The organism is Rossellomorea vietnamensis (assembly GCF_001305855.1).
Lineage (GTDB): Bacteria > Bacillota > Bacilli > Bacillales > Bacillaceae_B > Rossellomorea > Rossellomorea vietnamensis_A.
In genome coordinates, this window is record NZ_LIXZ01000008.1 from 141,146 (window position 1) to 153,492 (window position 12,347).

14 protein-coding genes are annotated in these 12,347 nt (G+C 44.2%); 8 read left to right on the forward strand and 6 right to left on the reverse strand.

Annotation, left to right across the window (positions count from 1 at the left end):
- Positions 1 to 243 precede the first annotated feature (243 nt).
- The 6 genes from treC to AM506_RS22515 all read left to right on the forward strand — a co-directional run bounded on the left by treC (position 244) and on the right by AM506_RS22515 (position 3,746).
- Positions 244 to 1,929: an alpha,alpha-phosphotrehalase gene (gene treC, locus AM506_RS12315; protein ID WP_060672791.1), complete on the forward strand. Its 1,686-nt coding sequence runs from the start codon at positions 244 to 246 to the stop codon at positions 1,927 to 1,929.
- 180 nt (positions 1,930 to 2,109) lie between these two features.
- Positions 2,110 to 2,478, forward strand: a complete 369-nt coding sequence (locus AM506_RS12320; RefSeq protein WP_268788392.1) for a YwqH-like family protein — start codon at positions 2,110 to 2,112, stop codon at positions 2,476 to 2,478.
- Positions 2,479 to 2,589: 111 nt separating this feature from the next.
- Positions 2,590 to 2,826: a hypothetical protein gene (locus AM506_RS12325; RefSeq protein ID WP_060672793.1), complete on the forward strand. Its 237-nt coding sequence runs from the start codon at positions 2,590 to 2,592 to the stop codon at positions 2,824 to 2,826.
- Positions 2,827 to 2,873: 47 nt separating this feature from the next.
- The gene (locus AM506_RS12330; RefSeq protein WP_235576101.1) at positions 2,874 to 3,272 is read left to right on the forward strand and encodes a DUF4176 domain-containing protein; all 399 of its coding nucleotides are present in this window, start codon (positions 2,874 to 2,876) and stop codon (positions 3,270 to 3,272) included.
- Positions 3,273 to 3,283: 11 nt separating this feature from the next.
- A complete protein-coding gene (locus AM506_RS12335; protein WP_060672794.1) occupies positions 3,284 to 3,511 on the forward strand; it encodes a hypothetical protein in 228 nt (75 codons plus the stop codon).
- 67 nt (positions 3,512 to 3,578) lie between these two features.
- Complete coding sequence (locus AM506_RS22515) at positions 3,579 to 3,746, forward strand: aspartyl-phosphate phosphatase Spo0E family protein (RefSeq protein WP_152968596.1); 168 nt, start codon at positions 3,579 to 3,581, stop codon at positions 3,744 to 3,746.
- Between the two features lie 30 nt (positions 3,747 to 3,776).
- Here the strand turns inward: AM506_RS22515 and AM506_RS12340 are convergent, their stop codons facing one another.
- Positions 3,777 to 4,385 carry a hypothetical protein gene (locus AM506_RS12340; protein WP_060672795.1) on the reverse strand — a complete coding sequence of 203 codons (609 nt, stop codon included), beginning with the start codon at positions 4,383 to 4,385 and terminating at the stop codon, positions 3,777 to 3,779.
- A gap of 118 nt (positions 4,386 to 4,503) precedes the next feature.
- Here AM506_RS12340 and treR point away from each other — a divergent pair, with 118 nt between their 5' ends.
- The gene (gene treR, locus AM506_RS12345) at positions 4,504 to 5,226 is read left to right on the forward strand and encodes a trehalose operon repressor (RefSeq protein ID WP_060672796.1); all 723 of its coding nucleotides are present in this window, start codon (positions 4,504 to 4,506) and stop codon (positions 5,224 to 5,226) included.
- 107 nt (positions 5,227 to 5,333) lie between these two features.
- On the opposite strand, the gene AM506_RS12350 is transcribed toward treR, so the two are convergent.
- The 3 genes from AM506_RS12350 to AM506_RS12360 all read right to left on the reverse strand — a co-directional run bounded on the left by AM506_RS12350 (position 5,334) and on the right by AM506_RS12360 (position 7,551).
- On the reverse strand, positions 5,334 to 6,161 hold the full coding sequence (locus AM506_RS12350) for a cell envelope integrity protein TolA (RefSeq protein WP_060672797.1): 828 nt from the start codon (positions 6,159 to 6,161) through the stop codon (positions 5,334 to 5,336).
- Positions 6,162 to 6,221: 60 nt separating this feature from the next.
- Entirely contained in the window at positions 6,222 to 6,944 is a 723-nt protein-coding gene (locus AM506_RS12355) for a TasA family protein (protein WP_060672798.1), read from the reverse strand.
- 61 nt (positions 6,945 to 7,005) lie between these two features.
- The gene (locus AM506_RS12360) at positions 7,006 to 7,551 is read right to left on the reverse strand and encodes a signal peptidase I (protein ID WP_060672799.1); all 546 of its coding nucleotides are present in this window, start codon (positions 7,549 to 7,551) and stop codon (positions 7,006 to 7,008) included.
- A gap of 190 nt (positions 7,552 to 7,741) precedes the next feature.
- On the opposite strand from AM506_RS12360, the gene AM506_RS12365 reads away from it, so the two are divergent.
- Positions 7,742 to 10,117, forward strand: a complete 2,376-nt coding sequence (locus tag AM506_RS12365; protein ID WP_060672800.1) for an immune inhibitor A domain-containing protein — start codon at positions 7,742 to 7,744, stop codon at positions 10,115 to 10,117.
- 194 nt (positions 10,118 to 10,311) lie between these two features.
- Here the strand turns inward: AM506_RS12365 and AM506_RS12370 are convergent, their stop codons facing one another.
- Positions 10,312 to 10,989, reverse strand: a complete 678-nt coding sequence (locus AM506_RS12370; RefSeq protein ID WP_060672801.1) for a response regulator — start codon at positions 10,987 to 10,989, stop codon at positions 10,312 to 10,314.
- A 29-nt stretch (positions 10,990 to 11,018) separates the two neighbouring features.
- Entirely contained in the window at positions 11,019 to 12,161 is a 1,143-nt protein-coding gene (locus tag AM506_RS12375) for a sensor histidine kinase (protein ID WP_060672802.1), read from the reverse strand.
- Between the last annotated feature and the right edge of the window lie 186 nt (positions 12,162 to 12,347).

A 12,347-nucleotide genomic window follows, 5' to 3' on the forward strand; every position in this document is an offset into this window, starting at 1 on the left:
GTGATGGGGATGTTTGTCCCCTTTTTCATGGGAGGGACGGACCTTCAAATCTGCTTGTTTTGGAGCGTCTTTTCCTATTAGATAAGGGTTTCTGACGAAGAATGGAAGGTCCGTCCCTCTAAACAGGCAGACCTTTAAAGAACAAATCGCATTAGAACAATGATGACATCAAATAAATGAGGCGGATGAGCTAGAAAGTTGAGGTCCGTCCCTCAAAAATATAAGAAGGATGGTGCATGTGGTATGAAGCAGGCTTGGTGGAAGAGGTCGGTTGTGTATCAGATTTATCCGAAGAGTTTTTATGATACGTCTGGGAATGGCGTTGGGGATATTAAGGGGATTACGGCGAAGCTGGATTATTTGAAGGAGCTTGGGATTGATGTGGTGTGGATCACGCCGATTTATAAGTCTCCTCAAAATGACAACGGCTATGATATTAGCGACTATTTCAATATTCATGAAGAGTACGGTACGATGGAGGATTTCGACGAGCTCCTTGAGGAAGCCCACTCCCGTGGAATCAAGATCATCATGGACATCGTGATCAACCATACGTCGACGGAGAATCAGTGGTTCATCGAGTCCCGGAAGTCGAAGGATAATGAGTACCGTGATTTCTATATTTGGAAGGACGGCAAGGAGGATGGATCCGAGCCGACCAACTGGCAGTCGAAGTTCGGCGGTAACGCGTGGCAGTATGACGAGGAAACGGGTCAGTACTACCTCCACCTCTTTGACGTCACTCAGGCAGACTTGAACTGGGAGAACGATGAGGTGCGAAAGAAATTGTATGACATGATGCACTTCTGGCTGAAGAAAGAGGTCGACGGCTTCCGTCTGGACGTCATCAACCTCATCTCCAAAGATCAGGACTTCCCTGATGATGACGGTTCGGTCGCTCCCGGGGACGGACGGAAGTTTTACACAGACGGTCCCAAGGTCCATGAGTATATGCAGGAAATGAACAAGGAAGTCTTCTCTCAATACGACATCATGACCGTCGGGGAAATGTCTTCCACTACGATTGACAACTGTATCAAGTATTCAAACCCGGACCGCAATGAGCTCAGCATGACGTTCAATTTCCATCACTTGAAAGTGGATTACCCGAACGGGGAGAAATGGTCGGTCGCGGACTTCGATTTCCTGAAGTTGAAGGAAATCTTGTCTACCTGGCAGCGTGAAATGCATAAAGGCGGCGGTTGGAACGCCCTCTTCTGGTGCAACCATGATCAGCCGCGGATTGTGTCCCGCTACGGTGATGACAGTGAGTACCGTAACGAATCGGCTAAGATGCTCGCGACGACGATCCATATGATGCAGGGTACCCCTTATATCTATCAGGGGGAAGAGTTCGGAATGACGAATCCGAAGTTCACAAGCATCGATGAGTATCGTGATGTGGAGTCCCTCAATACGTACAATATATTGAAGGAACAAGGAAAATCGGAAGAAGAGATCCTCGAGATCCTGCGACATAAATCCCGTGACAATTCACGGACACCGGTGCAGTGGAACGGCGACAAGAATGCCGGGTTCACGAGCGGCACCCCTTGGATCCCTGTGGCGAAGAACTATCAGGAAATCAATGCGGAACAGGCGCTGGAAGACGAAAACTCAGTCTTCTATCACTACCAGAAGTTGAACCGACTCCGCAAGGAATACGACATCATCGTGGACGGTGACTACCAGCTGATCCTGGAAGATCACCCTGATATTTTTGCCTATGTGCGGAATGGTGACGGTGAAAAGCTGCTTGTAGTGAATAACTTCTATGCTCGCGAGACGGAGTTCACACTTCCTGATGAGGTGGATGTAAAAGGCTGGTCGAGTGAGGTTCTGATTTCGAATTATGAGGATGCGAAGAATGTGTATTCTCAAATCTCTCTTCGTCCATATGAATCTGTTGTGTTCCGATTGACGAAATAAAATAATGAAGATAAGGCATTGTTCATTTGAGCAATGCCTTTTTTCGTATAGACGATTATATCCCCATAATATGGGTATATGGTATGTAAGTCACGAAGTCAATTTCAGTACAAATAGCCCATACCCACTCACTTTTTCCATTTGATACCATAAATGAGTGCGTTAACTATTAAAAGGAGGATGAAAGTCTTGTCCTATTTATCATATTTAACCTCCCAACTCCATGAAAAAAGAGAGCAGATTGTACGCTTGAGGAATTCCCACTCCACCCTCAATGCCCTTCAAGGTGAATTTCTTCAGCATCAATCATCCGTTACAGCACCGGACCTCACCCCGACTACTTGGCAGGGTACATTAGCCAACGCTTTCACGGAAATCCGGGAAGATATGTTGCTTTCCTATAAAGATCTATCTCATAACCAAATGGATACGGCCATCAGTACCATTGAAGACAAAATCGCCTCACTCCGGACAGAGATCCAGTCCCTCGAAACGAGTATCGCCTATGAACGTGCCCGTATCGAGCAGGAACAAAGAAAGGAAGGGTGACCTTGAACCAAAACATTATCCTGCGCATGGGAGAAATCAATGAATCTTGAAGACATCCTGGCTGCCAGGGGACGAGCAAGTAAAAAATAGTATAAAGGTGATATTTACTTCATGGACACAACTAAACTTAACATTAAGAAAGCAGTGCGCTTTGCATTATTACTGTATGCTATATTAATAGGTCTAGGCGGAACCGTCATGTTCTCCGTTTTACTCATATGGGTAATTCCAACAGATCAACTGGCATATGTAAGCCTTCCTTTGACCATGATGGCACTATTTTTTTACGGAACGTGTGTAGCATCATTAGTGGTCCGTTCTAAATTTTTTAAGAAAGAAGGGATTTAAGATTCCCCTAGCCCCCCAAGAAGCTGATATAAAGAAGAATAGGAAGAATGAAAGGAACCAAGATGAAAATTAAATTTCTATTAATGCTAACATGTATCACACTCACTTTACTGGGCTGTAGCCAGACCACTGCAGATGAACCTAAAAAGGAAGAGAAAGTAAAAGTAGAAAGCCTGGATCCTACTAAGCTTCTTCCTATTGGAACGGTGGTCAAACTGTCTAAAGTGGATAAATTGGTCATGATCTATGGCTACAATCAAATCCAAATAAGCACGAATAAACAATACGACTATATAGGGGTTCCTTACCCGGAAGGCAATATCTCGCCGGATTACAATGTCCTTTTTAACAGGAACCTGATCGAAGAAGTTTTACATAACGGTTATGTGACGGGTGAAGATAAAAAAATCCGTGAAGAAGCCGACCGTGAGGAACATACCTATTAGGAGGTGTACCGATGTTCTCAGACAATTCATCCCTTAGAAAAATCATCCGGACCGGACTCCTTGTATTTGCGATCATGGGAATCATCAGCGGAACCATGCCATTGGCCATCATCAGCCCTGCCATCTTTACCGGCACTTCCATGCCAGAACAGCTTCCTGCATTTACTATCGTTGCCGTTGTCAACTATGGTTTTGCCATCCTTTTACTTGTTGTCCGTTCTAGATTTTTCAAAAAGTAAACTAAAAAAAATCAGATTAACATATAAACACTTTTATGGGATAATAAAGAAAAAAGGAGTTCCTGTAATGAACGCCACGGAAAAAGATCAACATCTTCTTCATGAAATGGAATCAAAACGACTGGAACTTAAATATCTTGCCCAATACCACGGCTTTTCACATCCCAAAACAGTGAAACTCAGCCAGGAACTCGATGAACTATTCAACCTCTACCACCAATTGAATCAAAAATAAAAGGCTGTGCCCGGGCACAGCCTTTCTTCATTATTCCGAAGCTTCCTCTTCTCCCTCACTGGCCAAGAAGAAAATCGCTGCAACCTTCCATCCATCTTCTTTCTTATGGAAGACGGTTACCTGCTTCCCTGAACGGGTCACTTCCTTATCGCTGTTCGGGTCTTTCGTTGTTGCTTCGATCTCAGCATAGACATCCGCTTTCTTGCCCGCATAGTTGATGATCTTCACATTATCCACTGTACGCTTCGAATCGACACTATCAAAGATCTGCTTCACATAGCGCTCTTCATCTTCGTACTTGAAGTTCACCGGTGTCTTCGAGATGACACTCATGTATGAATCGAAATCTTCTTCGTTAAAGGCATTGATATATTGATTAAAGGCAGCGTCGATCGCCGTTTTTTCTTCTTCCGGGATCCCTTCCGCTTCTTTCAGTTCACTTGCATCCTCCACGATCTGCGTCATTTGGGTCAGGGATGCCGCCTCATCTGTCGCAGGATCATCTTTCGGGCTGACCTCTTCTGTCTTCTTTGCCGTTTCTTTGTCTTCCTTCTTCTCTTCGTCTGCCCCACAAGCACCCAATAATAATGTGCTCATGCCAATTCCCAACATGATTTTCTTCCAATGCTGTTTCGACAATGCTCTTCACCCTTTTTCTAAAATTTGCACTATCTCCATTCTATTGAAAATATTCGCAACACTCAAGTTGAATCTCATTCTTCCTATTAATTATGGTAAAATAATAGCAGGTGATATTATGACGAAAAGCAATAAATACCAACAAATCTTCGAGGATCTCTCTGACAAAATACAAAATGGCACGTATACAGCCAATTCCATCCTGCCATCGGAAAACGAGCTCACGGTGATCTATGCCACTTCACGTGAGACTATTCGTAAAGCGCTTACATTACTGGCTCAAAAAGGACTTATACAAAAACTGCGTGGAAAAGGCTCTCTTGTGCTAGACGTATCACGTATGAGCTTTCCGATTTCGGGCCTTGTAAGCTTCAAGGAGCTGCAGACCTCCATGGGACGCGATCAGATTGAGACATTCGTCCACGACTTCGGATTGATCTCTGCCGATGATGGGATCGCTACTCAACTCGAGACGTCCCTGAACGCTGAAATCTGGAAAGTAGTCCGCTCCCGCAAAATCGGCGGCGATAGGATCATCTTGGACAAGTCCTATTTCCTGAAAGAACAAGTCCCTCTGCTGACAAAAGAAATATGTGAGAACTCCATCTATGAATATCTCGAAGGAGAACTTCGATTACCCATCGATTTTGCCAAAAAAGAAATCGTTGTGGAAGAGTGTACGGATGAGGACCGGGAGTACCTGGACCTGAATGAATATGATCATGTGGTGGTTGTGAAGAACTATGTCCATTTAAAAGATGCAACGCTGTTTGAATACACAGAATCGCGCCACCGGCTGGACATGTTCCGGTTTGTGGACTTTGCACGGAGAAAGCATTGAGATGGGTCCACTTCCTGGTTTTGGGAGTGGATTTTTCTTTAGACGTGACACTTTCACCCATATAACAAAAAATCAGTCCGTCAGTATATGACCGGACTAATCTTCATTCATTCACCAGCTATTGCTTTGGCTTGCTCCGACTGTTCTTCTTTCACATCTTCAACTTGCTTATCTTCATTGGCTTCTTCTATTACCTTTTCTTCTGGCTGCGCCTTACTGCTTGCATCTTCTTCTACTTGAGGAGTATATACCGGCTTTTCCTCCTGTTCGGGCTCTTTGACAACAGGCGTCTTCGCTTCTTCTTCCTCTTCATCCATTACAGGAGATTTTCCTTCGGTATCAGTCGCTTTCTCCTTAGGTTCCGCCTTTTCCGTTTCTTCTACTTTTGTTTCATCTTGTTCCTCTGGCTTTTCTTCCACTTTCGCTTCTTCTGGTTGGGGTACGATCGGTTGAATCATTTTCTCCGGATCCACCGCTACGCTAAAGGTTTCATCCACATAATTGACAAATCCCTTGATGTGGTAGTCCACAGACGTTGCCTCACACCCACCGCTTGGGTCTGAGATGGCATCCGGTGCGGTTTTTAAGGATTCACCAGGCTTCAGTTTTTGACTGATCATCTGTTCCTCGCCGCTGCCGGTTTGATGAAAAATCGTTACGTTCGTACTCATATCCGATATATTTTTGACAGACAGTGAATGTTCTATGTAGCAATCGTCTCCGTATGTGATTTCCGAGGAACCGATTTGCAGCAAGTCTTCAGTTGTAGCATTTTGAATGGTGCCCGATGCACTCGTTTCCGAGGTAAACCACGCGTATGTTCCAGGTAAACTCGTAAAGATAATTGAAATGAAATAAATGAAGGAAAGGATAAGGAAGGCACAAAACGTAATAAGGGGACGATTCCCTTTTAGTCCATTATGTAGTGGATTCATTCGGTTCTCCTTTCAATAAAGATAGGCAGCCTGATAGCGACTGCCCCATCATTCCATCTATTATTTCTTGTTTTCGAATTTCGCACCTTGGTCTGTCTGCTTCGCCTGTACCATTAGGTTCCCGCTATATTTCACCCCTTGGTATTCATTCCCTGCACTTTGATCAAGTTTCACATCGAACGCCATGGTGATGTATTGATCCTCTTCCAGGGTAAAGAACTCATCATTACCGAATTTAAAGGTCTTATCTCCCTCGGAAGAAGATTTTGCCAGAGCCGACATCGCCTGCACTTCTTCCACAGTCGCTTCTCCTGTCACTACCTCTACCCCTTTAGGCAATGCCGCTACAGCCGACTTTGCCATACTCATTTGTGGATTGTGATTTCCATTGAAGAACCCTTTTTCCCATGCCATTCTCCAATCATTTAACTCGTCCATATCAGGCTTTGCTTTATATTTAAAAGCCATATAGTAAATTTTGAATGGATCGGCCGAAACTTTATCCACGGAGCCGGTGTACGTCAGTTTTAAGTTTTGAATTAAATTCCCGGTATTTTCAAGGGTAATGAAATCACCAGATATATATTGTGATGGTGCAAGTTTTGCACCGTTGAATAACGGTGTAGTGATGGCTTCCCCGTTATTGACTGATAAAGTTCCCGTATCGATGGTTCCCGATGCCGATGTACTGGACGTGAACCAAGAATATGTACCATATCCTGCACTTACTACTAAAGCTCCTGCCAATGATGTTGCCAATAATGCTTTTTTTACTGATTTCATAAAATGAATTCCTCCTCGAATTTTGAATACTCTATTTTTCTTTCATTGAACCCGGATATGTTTAAACCTTTGATGATGCAGTACCTTCCTTACGGTTATAATGCCTGTTCGTGCGCTCAAATACTTCAATTAGGATAAAGAGTAGAAATGGCAGCAGAACAAACAGGGAAAACCCAAGTTTGCTGGAAATGAACTTCGCCACATACCCCGCATTTGGCAGAATGAAGGCCACTTTCCCTAGCAGACTATCAGATGTCACCTTCCAGCTATCTTCTACATTGTTATTGTCGCCTTTTGTTATCATGCCTTCAGGGGTAATCTCCACCACACGGTGAGTGATCACCTTTTGATCGGCAGTTCGAAACGTGATGATATCCTTTTCCTTTACATCCGCTGCATCCTTTTCCTTTACGAATATCATGTCCCCCGCGCTGATTTTGGGTTCCATGCTGTTTGTCAGGACTGTTAACGGCTTGTACCCAAATAAGGATGGAATCTTACCAGGGTTCTGTTGTGCCTGATACGTTACAAATAAGAGAAACACGATACAACATAGAACAGATATCGACAGGAGATAAGTGAACATTTTCAACAATTTTCTTCCCAATTCATCACATCCTCCTATTGTAGTTATCGCCTGTATTCACAAATTTACTAGACTTAGATAAAAGTGTCAACGTTATAACGAACAAAAATGTTCGTTAAAAAGCGACAAATAATTCATAGTAACATTTTCTTTTTTTTTTTGAAAAAATAAGCTGCAGTAAGGGTTCCAAAAAACATTTAGGGGGTTACGTATGAACAAGCTATTCAAAACAGGGATCACTTCAGTTGTGATGGCAGGAACATTGTTGGCTGGGATTCCAGTCAGTTCGTCTGTGTCGGCAAGTGTAGTGACGGACAACAATGTAAAAAAACAGGATTCACATTTCATCGGAACACTGGATGCTTCCTTGATCAATGATGAAAGATTACTCGCCTCATTGATCAAACAAGGAAAGATTTCATCCAAGGCTTCTGATGCCTCCAAGCAAAAAGCGTTGGAGAAGTATATTGAACTCAAAGGAAAGAAAGTTGAAGATGCCAGTGGTAAGGATCCCATCGCACCACAGGCGAAGGCAGCTGAATCCGAAAAGCATCAGAAATTCAAAAATGCCAGTAAAAAAGGCAGCGGCAAACTACAAGGAAATACAAAACATCCTGATCCCGTAAAGGAATCACCTTCACCGGGAATAGCTAAAAAAGGGAAGCTTCTTACCATAATGGTAGAATACTCGGATTTCGCCCATAACAATATCAAACCAAACGAAACGGATAACTACTATGCTGATTATAATACGGAGCACTTCGAAGAAATGATCTTTGGCGAAGATGGCGTAACGGGTCCAAATGGAGAAAATTTCGTGTCGCAAAAGCAGTACTATGAAGAGCAATCAGGTGGGACGTATACAGTCGAAGGGAACGCCTATGGTTGGCTCAAAGTTCCTGGTACAGCGAAATATTATGGAGCTGACAAAGCATCAGGAGGTCATGATAATGTGACACCTGGTGGATCGAAACAATTAGTGAAAGATACTTATGCTGCAGCACTTGCGGCAGGAATTCCACTTGAAGACTATGACTTAGAAGATCCGCATGATTTAGACGGTGACGGAAACTACTGGGAGCCGGATGGATTAGTCGATCACCTTCAAATCATCCACTCCGGTATGGGACAGGAAGCTGGAGGCGGCTCATTATTCGATAACGCCATCTGGTCTCACAGATCTGCCGTATTCTATGACCTTGACGGACTTGGAAAAGGAAAACCGGGATTCTATGATTACACAATGATGCCTGAAGATGGCGCAACAGGTGTATTCGCTCATGAATATGGTCATGACCTGGGATTGCCGGATGAATATGACACAATCTATTCGGGTGCAGGAGATGCGGTCGAATATTGGTCGATCATGTCTGCGGGATCATGGGCAGGTAAAGTGCCAGGTGCGGAACCGACTGGTTTCTCCCCATGGGCTAAATCTTACTTACAATCGACACTTGGCGGAAATTGGACAAAGCCGACTGTTGTCGACTTTGAAGATTTAAAGAAAAAAGGAACGACCTTCCTTCTGGATCAGGCGAATTCTCCTAATGGACAAAACCATCAGGCGATTCAAGTGAATTTACCTCAGAAGAAGACAGCCATCAATACCCCTGCTTCCGGAAGCTACGAATATTGGGGCGGCCAGAAAGATGAAATAGATAGTAACATGGTGACGGATGTTGACTTAACAGGAAAATCCTCTGCAAAGCTGACGTTCGACGCTTGGTATGATATTGAAGAACAATGGGATTTTGGATTTGTCCAAGTTTCAACGGATAATGGTTCAACATGGAAGTCTTTAGGGAATGAAAACACGAGAAGCGACGTGGTGGCAGAAGGATATCCAACCATTTTGAACTCAATGCCTGGCTTCACAGGTAATTCCAATGGCTGGAAATCCCAAACGTTCGACTTAAATCAATATGCAGGGCAAAAAATCAAATTAAGATTGCGATATGCAACTGACTGGGGTACAAGTCTGACTGGATTCTTTGCTGACAACATTAAGGTTGTAGCAGATGGAGCTACTGTATTCAGTGATGGTGGAGAATCGACAAACACACCATTCACACTTAATGGATTCGAACGCTCTGACGGAAATAAATATGTCGACCACTACTACTTAATGGAATGGCGTAACCATCAAGGTGTGGACAAAGGTCTTGCCCACATCAAACGCGGCAACTCATTGATGAGTTACGACGGAGGTCTCGTTGTCTGGTATGTGGATGACACGTATACTGATAACTGGACAGGCATCCATCCTGGTGACGGGTTCCTTGGAGTCGTCGATGCCCATGATGATACGAATTTAGTCTGGAATACTGGTGTTAAGGCTTCAAGTCGCTACCATGTAGCAGATGCAGCATTTAACTTCATGCCGACGTCAGGATTAAACTTGATTTACCCAGATCAAACTCTTACTTTCCCAAGTCAGCGCGGAGTTCCTTTATTTAACGATATGAAGGATTATAACAACTCCTACCTGCCGGATGCCGGCCGTAATATCAGCCATTACGGACTGAAGGTACTGGTCAACGATCAGGCAAAAGACAAATCGGTCGGTTCGATCATTTTGTCGAAGTAGAATAATAGAATGAAAGATTAGCTCCTGAATAAGGGTTGGTTCTCAACCCCTTGCTCGGGAGTTTTTTTATCTCACTCGACTCCCCTTTTCATCCTTCCTTCCTTTCACAATAACCCACAAGAAAAACGGCCCTTCACCATGAAGGGCCGCTCTCTCAACAACAAATTCACAATCCTCTATTTAGCAACCGGTGCTTATCGCACTTCCACCCAGCCGTTTTTAATCGCAGTCACCACTGCCTGGGTACGGTCGTTCACGTTCATTTTTTGTAGTATATTACTTACATGATTTTTAACAGTTTTTTCACTGATGTATAATCCTTCACCGATGCCACGGTTACTCTTTCCGTCTGCAAGCATCTGCAGGACTTCACATTCGCGGCGCGTTAACAGGTGAAGCGGGCGGCGAACTTCGGATTGCTGGAACCCGCCTGAGTTCTGGGCGTTTGCCAGGCGCTTGTATTCTGCAACCAGATTATGCGTCACTTTCGGATGGACGTATGAACCGCCTTCAGCGACGATTTTCACAGCGTCAACGAGCGCGTCTGAGTCCATCTCTTTTAGAAGGTAGCCAAGAGCCCCTGTCTTCAGCGCATGGTTCACATAGTTCTCATCATCGTGGATGGACAGGATGATGACTTTCGTATCCGGATACTTGGCCATTAATTCACGAGTTGCTTCCACGCCGTTTGTCTCAGGCATGTTGATATCCATGAGGACTACGTCGGGTTCATGTGTTTCGACGAGGTTCATTGCATCTGAACCGTCATCACCTTCTGCTACTACGTTGAAAGAAGGTTCGAATTCGAGGATTCGTTTAACCCCTTCCCTGAAAAGCTGATGATCGTCAATGATAACAATATTTGTTGCCATGTCTTTCGCCTCCCTAAACCTTCGAAAATTTACGTATTAAGCGGAACCTGGATCAGTATGACCGTCCCTGCCCCTACTTTAGAGTCAATCGTGATGTCTCCTTCGAGAAGGTCGACACGTTCTTTCATCCCCATGATTCCAAAGGATCCTGTCTTCTGTATGTCTTTATCGAATCCTTTGCCGTTGTCTTTGATGACAACTGTTATTTGGTCTTTCTTTACTTCTACTTTAACTTGGATATGCGTGGCTTCTGCGTGCTTAAGGGCGTTCTGGACACTTTCTTGTACTAACCTGAACAGAGCGACTTCGAATTTGGAAGGAAGTCTGATATCGAGCCCCATATTCACAAACTGAATGGAGGTCTCCTGGTTATACTCTTCGATTGTACTCAAGTATTTTTTGAGGGTCGGTATCAATCCGAGGTCATCAAGCGCCATCGGTCTGAGGTCATAGATGATGCGGCGGACCTCATACAGTGCGGATCGGACCATTCGTTTAAGATCGCGGATTTCCGTGATGGCATCATCAGTCGTCTTCTCCCGGAACACTCGTTCAATCAGATCCGAGCGAATCATCACATTTGCCATCATTTGTGCAGGGCCGTCATGAATTTCACGGGATAAGCGTTTCCGCTCGTCCTCCTGGGCCTCGATGATCCTGAGACCGAAATCCTGCCGCTGCTTTGCGTCTTCTAACGCCTCACCCACTTGCCTTAAGTCACTATTCAAATAATTGAGAACGACGGATATTTGTGAGCAGAGATTCTCTGCCTTTTCAATCGTGTCCCCGAGTGCCTGCAAGCGTCTTTCCAGTTCATCCCTGCGGTTCCGAAGCTGCTTTTCCTGCTGTCTGTTCATGGATAGCTTCATCTGCAGATCATGAGCCTTCTCATACGCTTCTCTTACCTGGTCTTCTGAATAGGTTTGGAAATGCTTGCTGACTTCAGAAAGTCTGAGCCGTGCAAACTTCGATTTCTGTTGGAGATCGTCTCCTTCATCAATCACCTTCAGGACCATTTCTTTCACTTCCAGTAATTCTCTCATCAACTCTTCATAATCAGTTCGACATTGCTCGCCAATCTGGAAGATCTCATCCTTACTTTCGTCAACCGTATCGACCATCTTTTTCAGGATGCTATCCAACACTTTGGTGTCTATTTTTTTAAGTGACACGGTACACCCCTCTTTTGTTCCACAATAGTCGTCCGCCTAGCTTCAAGAAAACTATCCTTGCATAGTAATAATCGGTTTTATTCGTTCAGGGCAACATGCCCATAGACCTACTGTTCATCTATACTAGATCGTACCTATTATCAATTCAATGGAAAGTCATGAAACTCCTTTATTCATCTAGGCATA